Source organism: Mesorhizobium sp. M1142, assembly GCF_040318565.1.
Taxonomy (GTDB): domain Bacteria; phylum Pseudomonadota; class Alphaproteobacteria; order Rhizobiales; family Rhizobiaceae; genus Mesorhizobium.
Map to the genome: position 1 here is coordinate 102,692 of NZ_JAMYMK010000010.1, position 22,647 is coordinate 125,338.

A 22,647-nucleotide genomic window follows, 5' to 3' on the forward strand; every position below is an offset into this window, starting at 1 on the left:
GAAGAAACGCGCAAGGAAATCCGGCAACGGCAGTAGCTGCAGGTTTCCAGCACGGCGTCGCCGGGTACGTCGGCGCCCGGGAGCCGGCTCACCGCCCCCCGAACTGCCATTGCGCCGAGAAAGAGCCAGGCAAGGGCAACGCCCATGCCGGCAACAACGCTCACGGTCAGTCGAGGGCTGCGCGCAACGCTCGCCATCGCGCGGCCGGTACGTCGAGGTGGCTGAAATCGTCTTGTTGGCCGGTCATGGCAACCGAATGGGCCGAATCGCCGCGTTGATCAAGCGGCATCACCTGACCTATATGGACCAGCAGGTCGGACAGGCCTCACCTCGCAATCCGGAAGCCGAATTTGAACCACCGGGAAACAGCACGGATACTGGTCGCCGGCAGCGGCCCTGCGGGGCTGATCGCGGCGCTTGGCTTTGCCGAGGCGGGCTTTCCCGTGACGCTCGTCGGACCCGACGCTGCCGGCCCCGACGGCCGGACGACAGCCTTGATGAACCCTGCCCTAAAGATGTTCGAACGGCTAGGGATCTTCGACGGAATCAGGCCGCACGCAGCGCCGCTCAAGGTGATGCGTATCGTTGACGCAACCAACCGGCTGATCCGCAGCCCGACAGTGACCTTTCGCGCCAGCGAGATCAACGAAGAGCAATTCGGGCTGAACTTGCCCAACAGCGTTCTCAACCGCACGCTAGCCGAGGCTGTCGCGCATTCGGGCATCGAATGGCGAAAGTCGATGGTGGAGGCATGGCGCCTCGATGCCGACCATGCACATGCCGTTCTCGCCGACGGTAGCGAGATCGAGGCATCGTTGGCAGTTGCCGCCGATGGCCGTCAATCGCCGGCCCGCGAGGCAGCCGGCATCCGGACCTCGGTCCGATCCTTTCCGCAGGCGGCGCTGGTGCTCAATTTCGGTCACCGCAGCGACCATGCATTCACCTCGACCGAATTCCACACCGAGACCGGTCCGTTCACACAGGTTCCCCTGCCCGGCAACCGGTCCAGCCTTGTCTGGGTGCTCGAACCCGAAATCGCCAAGGATCTTGCAGCACTCGACGAGGCGGAGCTTTCGACGCGGGTCGAACAGCGGATGCAATCGATGCTGGGCCGCGTGTCGGTTGAGCCCGGCCGGCAGGTCTACCCACTTTCAGCGGTGAGCCCGTGGCGGTTTGCGCATCGCCGCGTGGCACTTGTCGGTGAAGCCGCCCACGTGTTTCCCCCAATCGGCGCGCAAGGGCTTAATCTCGGCATCCGGGACATTGACGACCTGATTGGTACCGCAAGCAGAAACCGCTCGGACCCGGGCGCCGCCCAGGCGCTTGCAGCCTATGATTTCAAGCGGCGGCCGGACATTCTGGCGCGCAGCAGCGCGGTCAACCTACTGAACATGTCGTTGCTTTCCGACATGCTGCCGGCCCAGCTGATGCGCAGCGCTGGTCTTGGCGCGCTTGAGGGGTTTGCGCCGTTGCGGGCGTTTTTCATGCGCGAGGGTCTTCGACCCGGCAGCGGTTTTGCGGCGTTTTTTGGCGGATTGCGAAAAGCGGCCGCGCGATAGCGATCGTGGCGCCGCCCTTGATCCGCATCTTGTGATGCTCAAACCGGCATCAGTTGATCGGGATTGAATTGACGCGGCGTCTGCGCCAAATAATGACGATGTCGACCGTAAGGTCTGGGCCGATCTTTGCCTGACCGGTGCGTAAGAATCTAAAGTCCTGGAGCGTTTCCTTGCGTGTTCCAGGATGCGTGGCGTTCAAGAAGTTCAAGTGGTGAGTGCGATGAAGACAGCCAAATTCTCGATCGGACAGGTGGTTCGCCACCGGCTGTTTCCGTTCCGCGGCGTCATTTTCGACGTCGATCCGCAATTCGCCAATACCGACGAATGGTACGAGGCGATCCCCGCTGACGTGCGGCCGCGCAAGGACCAGCCCTTTTATCATCTGCTCGCCGAGAATTCGGAGACGGAATACATCGCCTATGTGTCCGAGCAGAATTTACTCGAGGACCGGTCGGGCGAACCGGTCCGGCATCCGCAGATTGGTGAAATGTTCGACAAGAAGCCCGACGGGCGCTACGAGCCGAAGCACCAATTGAGACATTGACTTAGTCGGGATCTGGCTGGGCTCGGACAGGCTTGAGACAAGTCTGGACCCGATAATCAGCCGATTCAATAAAAAAGCGGGGCATGAACCCCGCTTTTTGTTTTGTTCGAAAACCCGTCGATCAGTTGGCGGCCTTCGCCTTTTCCTGTTCTTCCTTGAGCTTCTTGGCAAAATCCTGATTGTTCTTGGCGACGAACTCCTGGAGCTTCTTCTGTCGGTCCTCGATGTCCGACTGCTGCAGCGGCGGGCCGTCGAAGGCGCCGCTGAAGCCGGTCAGCGCGATCTTGATCGGGTTCGGCTGGTTCTGGAAATTGACCGAGGTCAGCGTCAGGTTCGAACCTTTCTTGAAGGACGCGACGAGCTGATCGGTCAGCGGCACTTCCGCCACGCAGCGATCCGGGAAACAGATCACGTACTCGAGCTTCTGCGCCTTGCCGGCGTCGATCTGGAGGCCGATGCCGGGAGGAACCAAACGGCCGGTCGGAACCGTCACCTGGAACACCTTGCGGTTCACCTTGCCCTTCAATTCGATCAGGCTGACGCCGGTGATGAGCTGACCATTGCCGGCGGTGGTGATGTTCTGGACATTGCAAATGTCGACATCTTCCTGCTTGGTGCAGGCCTTGAACCAGCCTTGCGGAATCTGCTGTTGCTGCTGCGCGACAGCAGCGGGAATCCCGGCGCCCAGAATGCCGACCACGCCAGCGGCCATGACCGACAGGCGGTACGCGTTGCTGTTCAGGCTCGTCATGTCGTGCATTCCTCTCAAATGATCCCGGGACCGGCTTTTTTCATGCCGTGTGGTCCAGCTACCTGTTGCCGAAATGAGGCAACAGAATGACTTCGGACGGCGTGTTACACTGCAAGCGACGCCGAATCCAGCCCGGGCCACGCGAATCTTGGCCGAGGGACTGGGTTGAGGGATTGGCCGGTGCACGACCGGCTCATGTATGCTGCGCATCGAATCGGGAAGGAGACGGTCATGGGCCGCGTTGTCGTTTGGCTGATCGCCACAATCTTGTTTGTCGGCCTTTCCCTGCAGCCGGCCCTGTCGGAACCGAAGCACGCGCTTGCCATGCAGGGCGAGCCGGCGCTGCCGGCCGACTATGATCATTTCAACTACGTCAATCCCGACGCGCCGAAAGGCGGCAGCATTACCTATTGTGTCGTCGGCAGGTTCGAGAATCTCAATCCGTTCATCCTGAGAAGTCTGCGCACCACCGCGCGCGGCATGATGGATCAAGCTTTTGGCAATCTTGTCTTCGAGCCGTTGATGCAGCGCAACTACGACGAGGCCTTCAGTCTCTACGGCCTGCTCGCCGATACCGCCGACATGGATCCCGAGCGCAAGAGCATCGAATTCCACCTCGATCCCAGGGCCAAATGGTCGGACGGCGAGCCGGTGACGCCGGAAGACGTGTTGTTCACCTATGATGTCTTCACCGAGAAGGGTCGGCCACCTTACAGCCAGCGAATGAAAGCGATCGCCAAGCTCGAAAAGACCGGCGACCGCAGTGTGCGCTTCACCTTCAACGAAAAGGCGGACCGCGAATTTCCCCTAATCATTGCGCTGACGCCGATCATCCCGAAACACGCGTTCAACAAGGACACTTTCGACAGGACGACGCTGAAGCCGGTGATCGGCAGCGGGCCTTACACGGTGGCGCAAGTCGTGCCCGGCCAGCGCATCGTGTTCAAGCGCAATCCGGACTATTGGGGCAAGGACGTGCCGTCCAAGCGCGGCTTCGACAATTACGACCAGATCACCATCGAGTATTTCCTCAACGCCAACGCCAAGCAGGAAGCGTTCAAGAAAGGCATCTGCGCCATCGACGACGACAGCGACCCGGTCAAACGCGAGCGCGATCTCGACTTTCCGGCCTTCCACAGGGGCGAGGTCATCGCCGAAACTTTCGATACCGGCATTCCGCCGGTGTTCAACGGTTTCCTGTTCAACACGCGGCTGCCGAAATTTTCCAATCCGATCGTACGGCGCGCGCTCGGCATGCTCTACGACTTCGAATGGGCCAACAAGAATCTGTTCGGCGGCAAATACACGCGCACGATGAGTTTTTGGCAGAATTCCGAGCTGTCCGCGCTCGGCCACCCGGCCAGCGAAAAGGAAAAGGCCCTGCTGGCCCCCTACCCCGGCCGCGTGCCCGCAGATGTCATGGACGGCACCTACAGGCCGCCCGTTACCGATGGCTCCGGCCAGGACCGCAAGGTGCTGAAGGCGGCATTCGAGCTGCTGAAGAGCGCGGGCTATACGGTGCAGGACGGCGCGATGCTCGATCCCCAGGGAAAGCCGTTCGGTTTCGAGATCCTGACCGCCTCGCAGGACGAAGAGCGACTTGCCGCTATCTATCAGCGCACGCTTGAGAAGCTCGGCATCGATGTCAGCATTCGCAGCCTCGACGGCGATCAGATCCAGTCGCGCAAGCAGCGTTTCGATTTCGAGGTGCTGGTCGGCTCGACCGGTTTCAACAACTCGCTGTCGCCCGGTATCGAGCAAGCCGGGCGCTGGGGATCCGCTGCCGCCAAGGCCGAAGGCTCGTTCAACCTAGCGGGTGTCGCCGACCCAGCAGTGGACGCGGCGATCGAGGCGATGTTGAGAGCTCGCTCGAAGGAGGACTATGTCGCTGCTGTCCGGGTCCTCGACCGGCTGCTGATCTCAGGCAATTACATGGTGCCGACCCAGCACAACAACCAGCAATGGCTCGCTTATTGGAACTATCTGGAACATCCGCAAAAGACGCCCATATACGGTTATCAGTTGCCGACCTGGTGGCGCAAACCGAAGTGACCTCTTCAGAACAGGAGATCAAGATGAACGACGAGAACTCGATTACCGTCGATGTGGTCTCCGACGTCGTGTGCCCCTGGTGCTTTATCGGCCAGAAACGGCTCGACAAGGCGATTGCCGCCGTCGACATCGACGTTCACATACGTTGGCGGCCCTTCCAGCTCGACCCGACGATTCCGCCCGAAGGCAAGAACCGCCGCGACTACATGGTAGCGAAATTCGGCAGCGAGCAACGCATCCGCGAGATCCATGCCCGGATCGAGCCGTTGGGCGAGGCTGAGGGGATTTCCTTTGCCTTCGACGCCATCAAGGTCGCGCCCAATACGCTGGATGCGCACCGGCTCATTCGCTGGGCCGGGACGGCCGGCGAGGCCGTTCAGAACCGGCTGGTGCGCCGGCTGTTCCAGCTGAATTTCGAAGAAGGCGCCAATCTCGGCGATCATGCCGTGCTGATCGAAGCCGCCCGCGAGGCCGGCATGGATGCCTCCGTCGTCGAAACGCTTCTGTCGACGGACGCCGATGTAGAGGCGGTGCGCACCGAAATCGCCACTGCTTCGCGCATGGGCATATCGGGCGTGCCGTGCTTTCTGCTTGAAGGCAAATATGCGGTGATGGGCGCCCAGGACGCCGATACGCTTGCCGATGCGCTGCGCCAGGTGGCTGCGGCCAAGGCACGCGGCGAACTGGAGACGGCGAACTGAGCCGGACTATTTTCGACTATTTCACCGTCACCTTGGCCTTGCTGACGAAAAGGCCATGGCCATGCTTGCCGGTTCAGGTCAATCCCTTGGTGGAGGACTGGCAGGAAAACAGCCCCTTGCTCCAGCTGTTGCCGTAGGCCTTGCTCGCCCGGGTTCGTGATCTGTGTCGGAATCGATGTCGGTCCGCATCCTGGACGTAGGGGCAACGTCGTTGCTTGGCTGATTACGGGCTCTCCCGACAAGGCGGCTTCACCCACGAATCATACAGGTCGCGTTCTGGCCGCCAACGAGGTCGGACCTGGCCGTAAGGGCGCGCTGAAGATCGGTTCAGGCTGTGAAGATCGACCGCTGGACGGCGCTTCTACGTTCACAAAGCTGTGTGAGGGCCTTCCCCAAGGGAAGGTCCCTACTTTCTCCGGCGTAGGCAAGTAACGTATTGAAATTGCATTGATATCAAGCGCCTAGAATTCCGACGGCACAGCCCCGTGATCATCCACTCTGTTGCTCCACTGCAACGGCCGGCGAGTTAAGCCGCCCGCGGCTGGTGAAAAGCTAATGGAAAATGATCAATTGGTGTTACTGTCCGTAATAAAAGAAAAATCGTTTGGGCGGGATAGTGATTCGGGTCGATAGACCAACGCGACATTCAATATCGGAAAAATGGCTCCGCGGTGCCGCAAGGCAGTCGCCCCTTACGCCCGTATCGTCGATGCGCAGCTTCTGGGGCCTGATGCGGGCCTACTGGTTTTCGGACAAGTGGGTGGAAGCCTGGACCTTGACGCTGGTGATCGCCCTGCTCACCGCGCTCTCCAGCAAGTCAGGCGTGTGGTTTGCCGTAGCATCCGGAGAGCTGGTCAACTCGATCGCCTTTTTCCATGATGCCGCGAACACCACCCCGCTTCAGACACTGCTGGCCAATGCCGGGATACTTGTCCTCCTGGTCTTGCTCAAGGATGCGGGTTTTACCGGTATCCGCAGCCTGGTGTCCGCAACGTTGCATCGCAAGTGGCGCGGCTGGCTGGACAGCCAGTTCAACGAAGCCCTGCTTGATTCCAATCACACCCATTTCCACGCTCAGCATGGCTCGTCAGGTGCCGCCGCTCCCGACAATATCGACCAGCGCATCCAGGAATCGATCAAGGATATGACGGGCGGCGCCATCGGCCTCGCGATGGGGGTTTTGGCCGTTGCTACTTCATTGTATTTCGTCGGCCAGCAACTGCTTGCACACTCGGCGGAGGTCAAAGGGCTGGAGTTCCTCGGCAGCTATGGCAGCGCCGTCCTCGCCTTTCTGGCAGTCGCCACCTACGTGCCGTTGAACACCTGGATCGCCGTCAAGCTGGGCAGGCTGCTGGAACGGCTCAATGTCAGGATGCAGCAGGCCGAAGGCAGCTATCGCGGCGAGCTGATCACCTTTCTGCGCCGCAGTTTTCATGTCGCCGCATCGCAAGGGGAGAACGTGCAGAAGGCAGTGCACAGCCAGCGCTATGTCGACATCGACCGCACCTGGGCGCGGCTGAACATCGTCAACACAGGCTACAATTCGTTCGAGCTGATCTACAATTTCATCGGTGCCCGCATTGTCGCCTACGGGCCAGGCTTGGTTCCCTTCATCCATAACGGGTTCGATCTCAAGGGCTACATAACCGGCTCCGAGATGGTCAACTCGCTGATCAGTCAATGCTCGTGGTTCATCCATGTCATGCCTGCCATCGCCGCGCTGCGGGCCAACAGCCAGCGCGTCACCGAACTCGCAAACGCGATCGAAAACGTTCAGCACCCGCAGGAATTTTATCAGCAGACCGGCCGCTCCGATTTTCGCTACGACCGCCAAAACCCTGTTTTCGGCCTGACCATCCAGAAACTAGAGCTGGCGCATCAGGGCGAGGACGCAACGCCCTTCCTGAGTGCCGCGAACTTGCGCTTCCGGCGTGGCGAATGGACTTTCCTGAAGGGCGAATCCGGTTGCGGCAAGACCTCGCTGATCAAGGCGATCAACGGCCTTTGGCCCTATGGCCGCGGCACCATCGTCTTCCCGGAAGGGGTCAGGAGTTTCTACGCCGCCCAGGAGGTGAAGCTGCAGCAGGTTTCGCTGAAGCAATTGGTCTGCCTGCCGGGTTCCGAGCATGATTATCCCGACGTGCAGGTCGCATCCGCCCTGCACAAGGCCGGCCTCGGCGATTTCATCGAGCATTTGGCCGATGAGAGCCGTGAAGGAAAGATCTGGGATCAGGTTCTCTCGGGTGGGCAGAAACAGAAGCTGGTTGTCGCCCGTATCGTGCTGCAGCAGCCGGGATTGCTGTTCCTCGATGAAGCCACTGGCGCTCTCGATCCCGATGGACGGATCGCCTTCCACCAGGCGATCAAGGACAATTGCCCTGATGCAACTGTGATCTCGATCATGCATGAGGCGACGCCGCCGAGATCGCTCGCGGGCACCGAATTCTACCACAGCGTCGTTGCGATCGCCGACGGCGTCGCCACCAAGAAGCCGCTGGTTCCGAGCTTGCCGGTCGAGCTCACCACCATCCTCACGCAGCCGACGCGGCCGGCCGAGGACAAGTGGCTGCGCTTTCCCCGCCGGCTTAAGCAGAGATAGCTGCGGCACCGTTGCCAGCATCCAGCCAGCCTGCCACGTAGCCCGATCACAGTCTCGCGATCCAGTCGGTTTGCCGCCGTTTTAACCCGCTCTCGCGATTGACTTGGCAAGGCGCGCTCCTATGTTGCGCCGGCTTGCAGAATCTCAATCCGAACTCGCGAGCAGAAAGGTCACCGCGCCATGCCTGGCGACAGTCACAGTCGAACGCAACCGCCGTCCGCTTGACGTGATCTGACAGGCTCACGTCCTGCCGGACGGCAAGGAGTGAGCCATGAACGAGTTTTCCCCCGTTGCGGGCGGCGACGCCGTCGCCATCGCCCGCGTACTTGCCAACGAACACGTCGCCGACATGGTCGAGGCGCTGAACCAGGAGCCCCGCGAGACGGCATCGGAGCTGCTTTGCGAAGTGCCGTTCGAGCGGCTGGTCGAGATCTTCGACCAGCCGAAGCTCAACGGCGCATCCGAACTCGTCGAGGCACTACCCCGCATCAAGGCAGGCAGACTGCTTGCCGCCATGTCGGTCGACCGCGCCGCCGACATACTGCGCGATCTGAACGAACCGGCTCGTTCCGAGCTGCTCGGCGGCCTGGCGCCACCGCTGCGCGCGACGTTGCTTGCTATTCTCGGCTACCCCGAGGGCAGCGCCGCCTCGCTCATGACGACTGAATATGTCAGCGTGCCGCCGGACTGGAGCGTTGCCCGCACGCTGGATTACATTCGCAAGGTCGAGCGGACGCGCGAAACCGTCTACGCGATCTACATCGTCGATCCGCAAACGCAGGTCCTGTTGCGCTCGACCAGCCTGCGTCGACTGATCGCTGGCGAACCCGACGAACTGATCATGGCAATAGCGCCGGATCGTGCGCCTATCACTGTTTCACCGCTGACCGATAGTGAAAAGGTTGCTCAGTTGATCTCCAAATATGATCTGCTCGCCGTCCCGGTCGTGGACAACGGCAAGCTCCTCGGCATCGTCACCATCGACGACATTATCGATACGATGATCTCGGAAACGACCGAGGACGTGCATCGTTTCGGCGGCATGGAGGCTCTCGACGAGCCCTATATGAAGATGGGTTTTCTGGCGATGATCCAGAAGCGCGCCGGGTGGCTGTGTGCGCTGTTTATCAGCGAGATGTTGACCGCCAACGCGATGCAGAGCTACGAGGGCGAGCTGGAAAAGGCGATCGTGCTGACCCTGTTCATTCCATTGATCATGAGCTCCGGCGGCAATTCCGGCTCGCAGGCGACCTCGCTCGTCATCCGAGCCCTGGCGCTGCGCGAGATCGGCCTTGGCGACTGGTGGCGGGTGGCCCTGCGGGAGCTGCCCACCGGCCTGGTGCTTGGCTCGATCCTTGGCGTAGTCGGCGTCTGCCGCATCGCGCTCTGGCAATATTTCGGCTTCTACGACTACGGCCCGCACTGGCCGCTGATCGCAATGACGATCGGCGCCACGCTGGTTGGCATCGTCACCTTCGGCTCGCTGTCTGGATCGATGTTGCCGTTCGCCCTGAAGCGCATCGGCTTCGACCCGGCCAGCGCATCAGCCCCGTTCGTCGCCACGCTGGTCGACGTCACCGGGCTGGTGATCTATTTTTCTGTGGCGCTGGTGATCCTGCGCGGAACGTTGCTGTAAGAAAACTCACGCACTTCCATCGCGGCAATCTTGTTGCCGCGATGGGTCGTCGTCGCGTCAGACGCGCTCACCATCTCTCACCCGGTAAGTCGGTTTGTACATGGTGACGAGTTCTTCCGCCGCGGTCGGATGCACCGCCATGGTGCGATCGAAATCATCTTTGGTCAGCCCGGCCTTCAGCGGTATGCCGAGAAGCTGCGCCATTTCGCCGGCGTCCGGCCCGAGGATATGGGCGCCGAGGACTCTTTTCGACGCGCCGTCGACGACCAGCTTCATCAGCATCTTTTCGTCGCGGCCGGAAAGCGTGTGCCGCATCGGCCGGAAGGTGGCGCGGTAGATTTCAAGATCCGAAAAGCGCTTTGCCGCCTCATCCTCCGACAGGCCGACCGTGCCGATCTCGGGCTGTGAAAAGACTGCGGTAGCGATCGTGTCATGGTCGGGCGCCATCGGATTGTCCTTGAAGGCGGTCTCGACGAAGCACATCGCCTCGTGGATCGCCACCGGCGTCAATTGCACGCGGTGGGTGACGTCACCGATCGCCCAGATGTTGTCGATGTTCGTGCGGGAGTATTCGTCGACCTGGATTGCCCCGGTTTTGGTCATCTCGATGCCGACCCCCTCCAGGCCCATGTTCTCGGTGTTGGGAATGCGGCCGATGGCGAGCATGACCTGATCGACCGTCAACACGGTGCCGCCGGTGACAAGCGCGTCGAGCCGGCCGTCAGGGCGCTTCCTGACCCACTCGGACACGGCGTGGCAGAGGATTTTTATCCCCTTCTTTTCCATCGTCTCGTGCAGCATGCGTCTGAGGTCCATGTCGAAACGGCTGAGGATCTCCTTGCCGCGATAGACCAGAGTCGTGTCGACGCCCAGCCCATGAAAGATATTGGCGAATTCGACGGCGATATAGCCGCCGCCCTCGATCATGATTGCCTTCGGCAGCTCCTTGAGGTCGAAGGCTTCGTTGGAAAAGATGCAGTGCTCATGGCCGGGCAATGCCGGATGCGGCGCCGGGCGCCCGCCGGTAGCGATCAGGATCTGGTCGGCGGTAACGGTGCGATCCTCACCGAGAAGATGCACCACATGCGGATCGACCAGGGTGGCGCGCGAATGAAAGACCTCACCGCCGGCGCCCTGCACGTTCTTCTTGTAGACGGCCTCCAGCCGGCTGATTTCGCGGTCCTTGTTGGCGACCAGCTTCTGCCAGTCGAAATGCGCCTCAGGCACCGTCCAGCCAAAACCGGCAGCGTCGGCGAAATGCTCGGGGAATTGCGAGGCGTAGACATAAAGCTTCTTCGGCACGCAGCCGCGGATCACGCAGGTGCCGCCGTAGCGAAATTCCTCGGCAATGCCGACACGCTTGCCGAGTAGAGCCGCGACGCGCGCCGCCCTCACCCCGCCGGAGCCGCCGCCGATGACGAAAAGATCGTAGTAGCAACCGGCCATGGCTGAACTCCTTGCCCCTCAAACATCGAGACAGGTAGGCTGCCGACTATCAAAAGAAAAGCCCGGACTTGCCGGGCTTTCTGGTCCAGTGGCGGTCAGGCCACTCGGAAGTCCGCGATCAATTCGGCGTGGCGTCCGCGGGAGCAGCGCCGTCTGCCGGGGCGGCACCCTCGGCAGGTGCAGCCTGCGCCTTGGCATTCGCCGCTGCACCCAGGGTCTCGCCGACCTGCTGGGCGAGATCGCGAGCCAAGCCGTTCTGCCAGATCTCGGCAGCCTTCACCAGTTCGCGCGTCACGATCGGGCCGTTGTCGAGCAGCTTCTTGCCGGACTCGGAATTGTAGAAGGCGGCGATTTCATTGAGTTCCTTTTCCGAGAACACCTTTGCATAGGCAAGCGCTGCTTCCTTTTCCAGGTCGGCGCGGCGCGATGCCAAGGCCATCGCCTTCTCGTTGATCGTCTTGGCGATCAGTTCCTGCATGTCCGGGTTCTTCTGGATCAGCTGCTGCTCGAGCGCCGCGGCCGCTTGCGGCAGGATGTTGTCGAACGTATCCGTCGCATGGATCGCCGCGACCGCGGCACGCGCCGCCTTCAGATGCGCATCAGTGACGTCCTGCGAAAACGCCGGCGACGAAAACGCGAAAACGGCCGAGGCCGCCAGAATGGCAAAAAAGCGGCCAACCCGGTTATGCAACATCATGATCGGTAAAACTCCTTGGTTTTCGGGCGGCATGGACGGTTTGGATGCCGTCGCCGCCGGCTATGATGGCCGTTGTCGCCAGCCCGATGAAAAGACCGTGCTCGACCACGCCGGGAATGGAGTGGAGAGCATTCGAAAGCGCTCTTGTATCCGGAATGCGGCCAAAAGATGCATCGAGGATAAAATGGCCGCCGTCTGTAACAAATGGCTGGGTCCCCGTCATCCTCAATGTAACAGGGCCGGAAAGGCCCAGGTTTGCAGCCGCCACGCCAACCGCAATTTCGGTGGCGCGCAGGCCAAACCGGTTGACTTCGATGGGCAGCGGAAAGCGGCCGATCATCTCGACCATCTTGGAGCTGTCGGCGATGACGATCATGCGGGCGGAGGCCGCCGCGACAATCTTCTCGCGCAGCAGCGCGCCACCGCCGCCCTTGACCAATGTCAGCGCCGGATCGATCTCGTCGGCGCCGTCGATGGTGAGGTCGAGCTCCGGCGTTTCGTCGAGGGTCGACAGCGGCACACCAAGCTCCGTGCAAAGGACGGCGGTGCGCTCCGAGGTCGGCACGCCGATGACAGTCAGGCCGGTGGCGACCTTGTCGGCGAGCAGCCGCACGAACTCATCCGCTGTCGTGCCGGTGCCGATGCCGAGCCGCATGCCATCCGTCACATGGGCCAGCGCTGTCCGCGCGGCCTCAACCTTCAATTGCCTCGCATCCATGCCGGGCCCCAAGATTTGTTTCGGCGCTCGTAGCATTTTTGCCGAGCAGGTCAAAGGACCTTGCCCGCGGTGGATAAGCCGGCTTGCCTGAACGGGCCGCAGCGGTTATCGCCTGCCGGCAATCGAATCGTCACAGGACAGGCCATGACCCGACCGACCATCGTGTTCGACCTCGACGGGACGCTGATCGACACGGCGCCGGACCTGCTCGACAGTCTCAACCACAGCCTTGCCGCCAGCCAGCTCGCGGCCGTCGACGAAGCCGGCTTTAAGCGTTTCGTCGGCCATGGCGGCCGCGTGATGATCGAGCGCGCCCATGCAGCGCAGCACAGGTCGCTGGCCGTGGAGGAGCACGATCGGCTGCTAAAGCTGTTTCTGGACCATTACACCGTTAACATTCCCGGCAAGTCGCGCCCCTACCCGGGTGTTCCCGAGGCGATCGCACGGTTCGAGGCAGCCGGTTACCTGCTGGCCATCTGCACCAATAAATATGAGGCCAATTCGGTGGCGCTGATCGAGGCGCTCGGTATGACCAGGCATTTCGCGGCGATCTGCGGTCAGGATAGTTTTCCGTTCCGCAAGCCCGACCCGCGCCATCTCACGCAGACTATCGCGCGCGCCGGTGGCGACCCGCACCGTGCACTGATGGTCGGTGATTCGCAGACCGACATCGACACGGCGAAAGCCGCCGGGATTCCGGTAGTGGCAGTCGATTTCGGCTACACCGATCGTCATGTGCGGGAGTTCGAACCATCGGCGGTGATCTCGCATTTCGATTCGCTGACGCTCGATCTGGTACAAGGGCTGATGGCTGCGGCAGAAGGCTGAAGCCGCTCATAGTCCAGACGGCCAGATGACGGCCGACAAGTGGTTGACTTCGCAGGCCGGCCTCCCTTATATCGCGGCGCGCTTGGCCTTCGGGCAACGAGCGGGCGATTAGCTCAGCGGGAGAGCACACCCTTCACACGGGTGGGGTCGCAGGTTCAATCCCTGCATCGCCCACCATCTTTTCGGCACTTAGCCATCACCGACGGGGAAGGCTGCCGTGATCGAGAACCAGCGCATGATCGCATTGGTTTTCCGTGCGCTTTTCCGCAAGCTATAAGACTGACAGGCACACTTACGCTCGGCACAATTGCCGGTCTGGACGATCCGCAAGCCCGAGTCCGGGAACAAACCCGTATGTAGATGAGTTTCTGCTCATCGAAATGTGAGGGAAAGCCATGTCCAGACTTGTTTTGGCGGCCGCCGTGCTGCTTGTCGGCGGATCGGCCTTTGCCGCGGACAAAAATCCGGTGCCGCCGCAGAATGCCAAGAAGCTGTCGGAAATCATCGCCAAGGTCGAGCAGCGCGACGACTTCCGCTACATCAAGGAAATCGATTGGGACAGCGGCGCCTACACCGTCATTTATTACACGAACGACAAGGCGAAAGTTGAAATCACCTATGATCCGGTGACAGCCGCGCCGAAATGAAGCTGGGCGCCAACGGTCCAGATTCTAAAAAATGGCGCTCCTCGAAGGCCCCCGGCCTTCGGCACACCCTTGCGTAGATATGACTTTGATGGCTGACTTGGTGCTATCATTGCTCGCGGGGGTGGGCATGGCGACGGTAAAGCACGTATTGAAACGCTTTCTGATGATGCTCGCGGGTTATTTCATAGCGGTATTGGTCGGGCTGATCGCGGTGGCGGCGATCTATGGCGGGCTGAGTTCGCTGCCAAATGCGCCGAATTATTTCGATGTCATGGGTGTCACCCCCGTTGCGGTGCTGCTGTTGCCGCCGCTCGGCATGTTCATCTATTTTCTGACGATTGTGATGACCGGCCTGCAGACACTGATCTTCGCACTGATTGCCGAGTTTTTCTCGCTGCGCAGTTTTTGGCTGCACATGATCTTCGGCGCGGCGGCCGCGGTTGGCGGCTTCGCCTTGATCTGGCCCAGTGTACCGGACGACACGAACCCGGAGCGCTGGGCCGATATCGGCATCATTGCCGCGGCAGGCGTTGTCGCGGGCTTGGTCTACTGGCTCATCGCCGGACGCGATGCGGGTTTCCGGCGTCCACTGTTTCAGCGCTAGAACCGCATTCGTCAGCTTGCCGGCGAACGCACCGCTTCCGTGCTGTCGAGCGCCTGCTGCAGCCTTGTATCGCGGCCGTAGACGTCGTTGAAGTATTCGACCTTGCCGGACAGGTCCGGCCATGCGGTGAAATAGGCGACATAGACCGGGATCTTGCGTGTCACGTCCTCGGTCGAATGTCCGTGTTTCAGTCTGTCCTCGATGTAGTCGACCGAGGTGCCGAGCACGGCAGCCGCCATGCCGCGCGGATCCTGCAAGCGAACGCAGCCATGGCTGAGCGCGCGCATGTCGCGCTGGAAAAATGACTTCTGCGGTGTGTCGTGCATGTAGATGGCGTGCTTGTTGGGAAACAGTATCTTCAGCTCGCCCAGCGCATTGGCCTCGCTCGGCAACTGGCGCACGCCGTAGGGTATCTTTGCGCCATAGGCACCCCAATTGACCGAGGATGAGGGAATGCGCTTGCCGCGGGCATTGACCACCTCATAGCCGGCGCGGTCGAGATAGCCAGGATCCCGCCGCAGCCGCGGCAACATCTCGTTGACCAGGATCGACTGCGGCACGCCCCAATAGGGATGAAAGTCGACCTGCTCGATCTGATCATAGAAGAAAGCAGTCTGGTTGGTGGGCCTGCCGACCACGGCGCGGGTCTTCAGCCTCTCCTCGCCGTCGTCGATATAGCTCGCGGTGAAAGCCGGCTGGTTGATGAAGACGCGCGGGCTGCCGAGGTCGGAAGGCAGCCAGCGCAATTCCTCGAGCGCGACCCGAACCTTCTGAATTTTGTCGGCCTTGGACGTTCCGGCCAACGATGCGACGGTACGCGGGCCGATGACTCCGTCGCCTTTCATGCCGGCCCGTTTCTGCACCGCCTTGATCACCGGCACCAGTTCCGGATCGTAGACCTCGCTGGTGGCGAGCCTCGCCAGCACCTCGCCATAGGCACCGCCCATCTCGTCATCGAGATTGCGCGCGATCCTTGTCAAAAGCTTCGGCAGCTCGGGGCTGGTCTGCCCCGGTTTCAACAGCAGATTGGGATCGACGACGATCTCGTCCTCGGCGCTGGCCTGTAGCGATTCCAGTTCGACGCGCAGCGCCTGATACTCGGAATTCTGTGGATGCCGTGATTCGAGATAAGTGCGCACTTGCTGGGTATGGGCCAGCGTCTTCAGTACCCCTTCCATGTCGAGCGGCTTCGGCGGAAAATCGTAGTAGCCGGTGATGCGGTTGGGATCGACGCGGCCGCTTTGTGCGTCACGTGCGTAGCGCAGGACACGGGCCGACATCGCCATCTCGAAGCGAACCAGCTCTTTCAGGCGCTCATCGGCATTGCCCGCCGATGCGCTTGCTGCCGGAACTTCGACGGTGTAGTCGGCGGGCGTCAGGCCGTAGCTCGCGGCCTCGCCCAGCACCCGCACAGCATCCTCGGCACGGCTGTTGGGACTGGTTCCCGTCACCCAGATGAAATCCGGATTGGCTGAGTAGTACGCGATCAGCGCCTTGGCGATGTCCTTCTCGGCGTAGAGATCATAGCCGTCGAGCCCGGCAATGGCTTCGCGGAATGCAGCCCCGGTGGCCGTCGGCTCGAATGCAGCATCCTGAGGCGTTGCCGGTTCAGGCGCTGCCGACAGTGCCGAAAAATCGACGCGCACCAGCGGATCGCTCTTGTAGGTGTAATAGGACGGGCTGCTGATTTGCGCACCACCACCCCCACCGGAAGCGGCTGGCGCCTTGGGCTTGTATTTTGACGGTGGCGGCGGAAAGTTACCTTTCGGCGGTGCGTGTTTGACGCCGCCGCCGAAAAGCATGTCGAAGAACCCTTGCGCTTCAACCTGCGGCGTTCCGAAGGCCAGCATTGCTGCGGCAACCGCGAACGGCAGCACGGTTGCTTTGTTTACAAGGAGTTTCATGGATCACCCGCTCCGGTTGAACCGGATCCCGTTCCGCACCGCTTTCACGGTCTCGCCCACCCCATGGCGGATGTAAGGCGTGACTACACTGATTCATACTGATTTCGTTAAGCTTCCATAAATTTCGGAACGTCTGTTGCAGAACGGTTTCACAACGTCGTGACGGGTCAAGCGAATCCGTCGCCGTCCTCGGCCAGAACGGCAACCGTCCAGTGACCAAGTCTCACGCGTTTGCGCCGCCGTCGATGGTCAATGCCGCGCCTGTCACGAAGCGTCCTTCGGGACCGGCAAGCCAGGCGACCATGCCGGCGATCTCGTCGGCCGTTCCGAAGCGAGGCATCGCCATCTTCTGGCGCTGATGCTCGGCGTGCGGGCCGGCTGCCGGGTTCATGTCGGTATCGGTCGACCCCGGATGGACGACATTGGCGGTGATGCCGCGCGGACCGAGATCGCGGGCAAAGGCCTTTGGTCAGGCCAACCAAGGCAGCCTTGCTGGCCGAATAAGCGCTCGGCGCGTCGCGCTCGGCCCTTCTGGCGACGGTGGCCGGGGCAATGGCGGCTTGGATAGCGATGGCCGGCACCGGGGTGGCGGCGTGACGATCGAACCCAGCAGACAAGAACAGACATTCAGATCACTGCAGAGACGGCTCCAGCCTGCCGGCAACGAAGCCAACGGCACGCTCCACCACACCCCTGTCGGCGAGAATGCGGCGGTGGCCGAGCCCGTCGGCCCAGTACAGCCGCACATGGTCTCCGGCGCGCGCGTAGAGCCTTGCATGATCGGCGGACACTTCGCGGTCGTCCGGCGCGTGGATCACCAGCGTCGGCAGCAGCGTGCTTGCCAGCTGGCGATCACCGGTAAACTCGTGCAACGGCCGGCCGGCGATACGCTCGACCCGGTCGGCCATGGCGACCTGCGAGCGCGAGCCGACATTCAGCATGCGACTGAAATCAGCAAAGATTGCCGGCAGTGAGCTCGGCGCAGCGATAAGCACCAGTCGCCCGGCCGCCAATCGCGGGATGTTCCTGATTGAACCGGCAACTGCATTGGCGGCAACGGCACCACCAAAGGAATGGCCGACGATCGCGGCAAACGGCCCGAACCACTCGCCGGCAACCCGTGCCGCATCGACCGCACTGACCAGGGTAAGCCGGCGGCCCTGCGACTGGCCGTGGCCCGGCAGGTCGAGCGAGACGACCTTATAGCCAGCATCGCGATAGGCCTCGATCAGCGTGCGCATGTATTCGGTGCGCGAACGCCAACCATGGATGACGAGCACGGTGCCGGCAGTGGCCCTGCCCGGCTCGGGCCGGAATTCATGCACCATGACGCAGCCGGTTCTGGTCTTTAGCCGGTGATGTCGTGCCTGGGTCATGAAATCGGCGGCGCGATCGATTGCGCGGCGCTCGCCTTCACTCAAGCTCTTCTCATGCGGCGTGCGGCAGAACAGCTCGAATGCAGCGCGCCCGGTGAGTCGCGGTGCCACATGCTCAGCCACTCCGAACGTGCCGCGGATGACCTTCAGTCCAAATGATGCCATAGTGGCGATCCATTCATTGGTTCAAGCATGAACATAATAGTTCAAACATGAACATTAAGCAAGACCTGCCCTGGGACAACCCGCGCTTTCGCAACTGGGTGGCAGTGGCGCGCGCATGCCACGTGCTGGAACGCACCCTGGCGGTGAAGCTGGCGCCGCTCGACCTGAAGCCGGCGCAGCTCGACGTGCTGATGAACCTCTACCGTCATCCCGGCATGTCGCAGCACGACCTCGCTCGCCGGCTGCTGGTCGGTCGCTCCAACATCACCATGCTTTTGCCGCAGCTGGAGACTCGTGGCCTGCTGCGCCGCGAGGGCGACGAGAAGGACAAGCGCGTGCTGCGGCTGACGTTGACCGCGACCGGCGAGGCACTGCTGATGCAGGCGCTGAAGGTCCATATAGCGCTGATCGAGAAGGCGATGAGCCAGTCGACGCCGGAGCAATGCGACATGATCGGCGAACAGATGCGTAGGGTTGCCGAGGTTTTGAAGACCGCCTGACAGCCCAGCGCTCCACCAACAAGTGCTTCACCACATCGATTTTTTCGCGCGCTCCGGCCATTCCTTGTCGTAGACCTCGCCGTCGATGTTCTTGCGGCTGGTGATTTCCAGGATTTGGCCGGGAGTCGGCAGCGATCTCGGGTCGACATGCCTTGCCGGATTCCACAACTCCGACCGGTGGATGGCGCGGGCGCACTGGAAATAGACCGCATCGACCTCGATGACCGTCACCGAGCGCGCCGGCTTGCCTTCGACTGCGAACGAGTCGCAGAGCGCGGCATCGGTGGTGATGTGGGCGCGGCCATTGACGCGCAGCGTCGTGCCGGAACCCGGCACCAGGAACAGGAGCGCGACGCGCGGATCGCGAAGGATGTTCCTTAGCGAATCGGCACGGTTGTTGCCGCGCCGGTCTGGCATCATCACCGTTTTCGGATCGTGGATGCGGACGAAGCCGGCGAGATCGCCGCGCGGCGAGCAGTCCAGCCCTTCAGGCCCGCAGGTTGCGAGCACGGCGAACGGCGAAGCCTCGATGATAGCTGCGTATTCGGGAATCAGCTGATCGAGTTCTTTGACCACCGACGCCTCGCCAGGCGGGCCATAGAGCGTTTCGAGCTGTTCGACGCTGGTGATCATGGACATGTTTTCGTCTCCAAAGCTTTGCCGGCTGCTCCAGATGCATGACGTTTTCACGACATCGTGCCCGCTTGCCGGTCATCAGGAAACGGGTGTCGAGGCAACGCGAAGAAGGGCAAACCGCTTTCACCTACACAATCGCACCGACGGATACGGAGACCGAAAATGGATAAACCGCTCGACCGGCGACGCACCGCCATGGAACTTATTGAAAACATGTTCAATGTTGAAATGCGTTTCCTGCAATCAGGATCGGAAAGCCTCGATGTGCTTGCCAGCGCATTCCATGCCGAGATTGTGGTGCATGAGCCGCAGTCCCTGCCCTATGCCGGTGACTGGAATGGCCTCGACGGCGTTGGCGCTCTTTTCCGCAAGATGCGGGAAATCTGGAGCGACGTGGCGGTGGAGGATCTTCAAACCGCCCAGAACGATAACGTGGTGTTCATGAGCTGCATGCTTTCGCTGACGTCGCGAGCCACTGGTGCAACAATCATACAGCCGTTTGCCGAAGTCTTGCGCTTCAAGGATGACCGACTGATCGAAGGCACGCCGTTTTACTATGACACCGGCGAGATCCTGGCGATCCTGCGCTGAGCATACCGCGAAACCATTCAGCGGTCGCGGCTCAGCCCCTTCTCTTCCAGCTCGGCGAGATAGGCGGCCCAGCGTGCGTCCTTCTCATGACCCAACGTATGCAGGTAGTTCCAGGTGAAGATACCGGTGTCGTGGAAATCGTCGAAGGTGATGCGCACGGCATAGTTGCCGACCGGCTCGATCTTCAGGATCGCCACATTGCGCTTGCCGGGAACGGTGACGCGCTGTTCGGGCGAATGGCCCTGCACCTCGGCCGATGGCGAGGCGACCCGCAGAAGCTCGGCCGGCAACTCGAACGGCTGATGTCCCGGAAAGGTCACGGAAAGCAGCTTGCGATCTTTCGAGACCCTGAGTTCCTTCGGCGCTGTCATGGTGGTGGATCCTGCGGAGAACCGCCCTTCCCTACGCCGCTTCGTGTCGAGGGAAAAGGCCGCATCGAAAGTTCCGACATGATCTGTCGGCGTCGGAATGTTACCGGAGATCGCGAGCTGATATCTTGAATGGCAAGTTGGCTCGTATCACATAGCTATATATAACGAAGCCGTTCACGGCCACGGGAAGCGTACAGCATGGATATGATCGATCCTTTCGGTCGCACGATCACCTACCTGCGCGTGTCGGTTACGGACCGCTGCGATTTTCGCTGCACTTATTGCATGGCCGAGGACATGACGTTCCTGCCCAAGAAGGACCTGCTGTCGCTGGAAGAGCTCGACCGGCTCTGCACGGTCTTCATCGAAAAGGGCGTGCGCAAGCTTCGCCTCACCGGCGGTGAGCCGCTGGTACGCAAGAACATCATGCATCTTGTGCGCCAGCTTTCGCGGCATCTCGAGAGCGGTGCGCTGGAAGAGCTGACGCTGACCACCAATGGATCGCAGCTTTCCCGCTTTGCCGCCGAGCTCGCCGACTGCGGCGTCAAACGCATTAACGTCTCGCTCGATACTCTCGATGCCGACAAATTTCGACAGATCACCCGCTGGGGCAATCTGGACAAGGTCATGGATGGCATCGACGCCGCGCAGGCGGCCGGGCTGAAGGTAAAGCTCAACGCTGTGGCGTTGAAGGACTTCAATGACGCCGAATTGCCGGACATGCTACGCTGGGCGCATGGCCGCGGCATGGATCTGACGGTCATCGAAACCATGCCGATGGGCGAGATCGATGCCGACCGCACCGATCAGTATTTGCCGCTGTCGCTGCTGCGTGCAGCACTCGAGCGCCAATTCACGCTGAGCGATATTCCCTACAAGACCGGTGGCCCGGCCCGCTACGTCCATGTCGCCGAGACCGGCGGGCGGCTGGGCTTCATCACGCCGATGACGCATAATTTCTGCGAAAGCTGCAACCGGGTCCGGCTGACCTGCACCGGCACCCTTTACATGTGCCTCGGCCAGGAAGATGCCGCAGACCTGCGCGCGCCACTGCGTGCGTCGGAAGGCAACGAGCTGGTCGCCGATGCCATCGACGAAGCAATCGACCGCAAGCCCAAAGGCCATGACTTCATCATCGATCGCCGCACCAACCGTCCGTCGGTGTCGCGGCATATGAGCGTCACCGGCGGCTGATTTTTAGCCGATTTCGTGCAAGAACAATCGCCTTGGTATCAGCGCGAGGCAAGGCGTGCAGCGGTTTCTTTTAGTCCTGACGTTTTTCGGAGTGATGGCGGGGACCATGGCAGTTGCCGCGCCATTTACTTATACGAACGAGCGCTTCGGTACCGTCTGCACCTTTCCGGATGAAATCTTCACTCTTCGCCAGGCTGAGCCGGATAATGGCGATGGACAACGGTGGCTCACTGCCGATGGCGCCAGCCTGATCTGTTCAGGCATTCTCAATGTCGATGATGACACCCCGAAAGCCTTCCTCTCCGCCGAGAGGGCCAGCAAGGAACCTGGCTATAAGATCACCTACAGCAAGACCGGCAAGGACTGGGCGGTGCTGTCGGGCATCAAAGGCGGGAACATCTTCTACGAACGCCGCCTGTTCGGAAAAGATGGTGTCATCCGCACGGTCTGGATCGACTATCCGCCAGCCCTGAAATCGAAATACGACCCGCTCGTCGGTGCCATCGCCGGCAGCCTCAGGGGGCCGTGAGCATCCGGCCCGTCTCGACGTATTCGCAGCCTATTGTTTTTGCTGATGAATTAAGGCTGACGCGTGTAGTCGTACTGCACGGCGAGCCATTTCCTGCCGCTGCCATTGGCCTGGAGGAAATGCTGCTCGGCCACCTCGTGGTTGTCGCCATCCCTGGAAATGATGAAATCGGAGGCCGTGTATCGCCCTTCGACCTCGGGCCTGAAGCCGACGAAACCAAGCGGCTCGAACAGCAGTGAAATCTTGCCGTCCTCTTCGCCACCAAAACTCCAGGCGGGCATGATCCCTGCCGGGAAACGGGTGTCCATGGAGACATACTTCCAGCGGCCCTCCACCCGGTCATAGCTCAAATAGGCTATCCGCTGGAAGTCCGGGATTTTCGACCCGGGCGCCGGGCGCATCACCTCCTGCATGAAGGGGCCGATCATCGTACGTTCGGCCACCAGCCCGGTCATCACGATCGGCTGCGCACCGGGGGTTGGCCAGATCGTGTTGACGACGTTCCACTTCCCGATGCGGCGAGCGAGCTCATTCGCTTCGTGACCCGGCGTGGACATCCGTTCGACTGCCGATGCCGAAGCGCCGTTCTCGGCCAACGC

22 protein-coding genes, 1 tRNA gene and 1 pseudogene are annotated in these 22,647 nt (G+C 61.3%); 14 read left to right on the plus strand and 10 right to left on the minus strand.

Annotated elements, in window-relative coordinates; genetic code table 11:
• The first annotated feature begins 350 nt into the window (after positions 1-350).
• Entirely contained in the window at positions 351-1,559 is a 1,209-nt protein-coding gene (locus NKH42_RS18075; protein ID WP_352508435.1) for a UbiH/UbiF family hydroxylase, read from the plus strand.
• A gap of 220 nt (positions 1,560-1,779) precedes the next feature.
• Positions 1,780-2,103 carry a heat shock protein HspQ gene (gene hspQ / locus NKH42_RS18080; RefSeq protein ID WP_023675043.1) on the plus strand — a complete coding sequence of 108 codons (324 nt, stop codon included), beginning with the start codon at positions 1,780-1,782 and terminating at the stop codon, positions 2,101-2,103.
• 121 nt (positions 2,104-2,224) lie between these two features.
• Here hspQ and NKH42_RS18085 read toward each other — a convergent pair whose 3' ends face one another.
• Positions 2,225-2,854, minus strand: coding sequence for an invasion associated locus B family protein (locus NKH42_RS18085; protein WP_352478856.1), 630 nt, complete (start codon positions 2,852-2,854; stop codon positions 2,225-2,227).
• A gap of 231 nt (positions 2,855-3,085) precedes the next feature.
• On the opposite strand from NKH42_RS18085, the gene NKH42_RS18090 reads away from it, so the two are divergent.
• The 4 genes from NKH42_RS18090 to mgtE all read left to right on the plus strand — a co-directional run bounded on the left by NKH42_RS18090 (position 3,086) and on the right by mgtE (position 9,842).
• Positions 3,086-4,906, plus strand: coding sequence for an extracellular solute-binding protein (locus tag NKH42_RS18090; RefSeq protein WP_352974335.1), 1,821 nt, complete (start codon positions 3,086-3,088; stop codon positions 4,904-4,906).
• Positions 4,907-4,929: 23 nt separating this feature from the next.
• Positions 4,930-5,607, plus strand: coding sequence for a DsbA family oxidoreductase (locus NKH42_RS18095; protein ID WP_254817233.1), 678 nt, complete (start codon positions 4,930-4,932; stop codon positions 5,605-5,607).
• A gap of 709 nt (positions 5,608-6,316) precedes the next feature.
• The gene (locus tag NKH42_RS18100; RefSeq protein WP_352478859.1) at positions 6,317-8,206 is read left to right on the plus strand and encodes an ABC transporter ATP-binding protein/permease; all 1,890 of its coding nucleotides are present in this window, start codon (positions 6,317-6,319) and stop codon (positions 8,204-8,206) included.
• 271 nt (positions 8,207-8,477) lie between these two features.
• Positions 8,478-9,842: a magnesium transporter gene (gene mgtE, locus NKH42_RS18105; RefSeq protein ID WP_352689323.1), complete on the plus strand. Its 1,365-nt coding sequence runs from the start codon at positions 8,478-8,480 to the stop codon at positions 9,840-9,842.
• Between the two features lie 57 nt (positions 9,843-9,899).
• Here the strand turns inward: mgtE and gor are convergent, their stop codons facing one another.
• The 3 genes from gor to rpiA all read right to left on the minus strand — a co-directional run bounded on the left by gor (position 9,900) and on the right by rpiA (position 12,703).
• Positions 9,900-11,288 carry a glutathione-disulfide reductase gene (gene gor / locus NKH42_RS18110; protein ID WP_352974336.1) on the minus strand — a complete coding sequence of 463 codons (1,389 nt, stop codon included), beginning with the start codon at positions 11,286-11,288 and terminating at the stop codon, positions 9,900-9,902.
• 118 nt (positions 11,289-11,406) lie between these two features.
• Positions 11,407-11,985, minus strand: coding sequence for a DUF2059 domain-containing protein (locus tag NKH42_RS18115; protein WP_352508431.1), 579 nt, complete (start codon positions 11,983-11,985; stop codon positions 11,407-11,409).
• Entirely contained in the window at positions 11,972-12,703 is a 732-nt protein-coding gene (gene rpiA, locus NKH42_RS18120; protein ID WP_352508430.1) for a ribose-5-phosphate isomerase RpiA, read from the minus strand. Before rpiA ends, NKH42_RS18115 begins: the two co-directional genes overlap by 14 nt.
• 144 nt (positions 12,704-12,847) lie before the next feature.
• On the opposite strand from rpiA, the gene NKH42_RS18125 reads away from it, so the two are divergent.
• The 4 genes from NKH42_RS18125 to NKH42_RS18140 all read left to right on the plus strand — a co-directional run bounded on the left by NKH42_RS18125 (position 12,848) and on the right by NKH42_RS18140 (position 14,782).
• Positions 12,848-13,531, plus strand: a complete 684-nt coding sequence (locus tag NKH42_RS18125) for a phosphoglycolate phosphatase (protein ID WP_254817239.1) — start codon at positions 12,848-12,850, stop codon at positions 13,529-13,531.
• 102 nt (positions 13,532-13,633) lie between these two features.
• Positions 13,634-13,708, plus strand: a tRNA-Val gene (locus NKH42_RS18130).
• Between the two features lie 218 nt (positions 13,709-13,926).
• Complete coding sequence (locus tag NKH42_RS18135) at positions 13,927-14,178, plus strand: PepSY domain-containing protein (protein WP_352508429.1); 252 nt, start codon at positions 13,927-13,929, stop codon at positions 14,176-14,178.
• Between the two features lie 127 nt (positions 14,179-14,305).
• The gene (locus NKH42_RS18140; RefSeq protein WP_254817402.1) at positions 14,306-14,782 is read left to right on the plus strand and encodes a hypothetical protein; all 477 of its coding nucleotides are present in this window, start codon (positions 14,306-14,308) and stop codon (positions 14,780-14,782) included.
• 11 nt (positions 14,783-14,793) lie between these two features.
• On the opposite strand, the gene NKH42_RS18145 is transcribed toward NKH42_RS18140, so the two are convergent.
• The 3 genes and pseudogenes from NKH42_RS18145 to NKH42_RS18155 all read right to left on the minus strand — a co-directional run bounded on the left by NKH42_RS18145 (position 14,794) and on the right by NKH42_RS18155 (position 18,227).
• A complete protein-coding gene (locus NKH42_RS18145) occupies positions 14,794-16,686 on the minus strand; it encodes a L,D-transpeptidase family protein (protein WP_352508428.1) in 1,893 nt (630 codons plus the stop codon).
• A 223-nt stretch (positions 16,687-16,909) separates the two neighbouring features.
• Positions 16,910-17,195, minus strand: a pseudogene (locus NKH42_RS18150) (SDR family oxidoreductase); the annotation flags it as partial.
• 123 nt (positions 17,196-17,318) lie between these two features.
• The gene (locus tag NKH42_RS18155) at positions 17,319-18,227 is read right to left on the minus strand and encodes an alpha/beta hydrolase (RefSeq protein ID WP_352508427.1); all 909 of its coding nucleotides are present in this window, start codon (positions 18,225-18,227) and stop codon (positions 17,319-17,321) included.
• A 47-nt stretch (positions 18,228-18,274) separates the two neighbouring features.
• On the opposite strand from NKH42_RS18155, the gene NKH42_RS18160 reads away from it, so the two are divergent.
• Positions 18,275-18,727, plus strand: coding sequence for a MarR family winged helix-turn-helix transcriptional regulator (locus NKH42_RS18160; protein ID WP_352508426.1), 453 nt, complete (start codon positions 18,275-18,277; stop codon positions 18,725-18,727).
• A gap of 27 nt (positions 18,728-18,754) precedes the next feature.
• Here the strand turns inward: NKH42_RS18160 and NKH42_RS18165 are convergent, their stop codons facing one another.
• On the minus strand, positions 18,755-19,366 hold the full coding sequence (locus NKH42_RS18165; protein WP_352508425.1) for a pyridoxamine 5'-phosphate oxidase family protein: 612 nt from the start codon (positions 19,364-19,366) through the stop codon (positions 18,755-18,757).
• 159 nt (positions 19,367-19,525) lie between these two features.
• On the opposite strand from NKH42_RS18165, the gene NKH42_RS18170 reads away from it, so the two are divergent.
• Positions 19,526-19,954, plus strand: a complete 429-nt coding sequence (locus NKH42_RS18170; protein ID WP_352508424.1) for a nuclear transport factor 2 family protein — start codon at positions 19,526-19,528, stop codon at positions 19,952-19,954.
• Between the two features lie 17 nt (positions 19,955-19,971).
• On the opposite strand, the gene NKH42_RS18175 is transcribed toward NKH42_RS18170, so the two are convergent.
• The gene (locus tag NKH42_RS18175; RefSeq protein ID WP_023717628.1) at positions 19,972-20,325 is read right to left on the minus strand and encodes a gamma-butyrobetaine hydroxylase family protein; all 354 of its coding nucleotides are present in this window, start codon (positions 20,323-20,325) and stop codon (positions 19,972-19,974) included.
• Between the two features lie 198 nt (positions 20,326-20,523).
• On the opposite strand from NKH42_RS18175, the gene moaA reads away from it, so the two are divergent.
• Together moaA and NKH42_RS18185 are read left to right on the plus strand one after the other, a co-directional pair.
• Positions 20,524-21,519, plus strand: a complete 996-nt coding sequence (gene moaA, locus NKH42_RS18180) for a GTP 3',8-cyclase MoaA (protein WP_352478871.1) — start codon at positions 20,524-20,526, stop codon at positions 21,517-21,519.
• A gap of 55 nt (positions 21,520-21,574) precedes the next feature.
• On the plus strand, positions 21,575-22,048 hold the full coding sequence (locus NKH42_RS18185; protein WP_352905473.1) for a hypothetical protein: 474 nt from the start codon (positions 21,575-21,577) through the stop codon (positions 22,046-22,048).
• Between the two features lie 50 nt (positions 22,049-22,098).
• Here NKH42_RS18185 and NKH42_RS18190 read toward each other — a convergent pair whose 3' ends face one another.
• Entirely contained in the window at positions 22,099-22,644 is a 546-nt protein-coding gene (locus NKH42_RS18190; protein WP_352508422.1) for a hypothetical protein, read from the minus strand.
• Between the last annotated feature and the right edge of the window lie 3 nt (positions 22,645-22,647).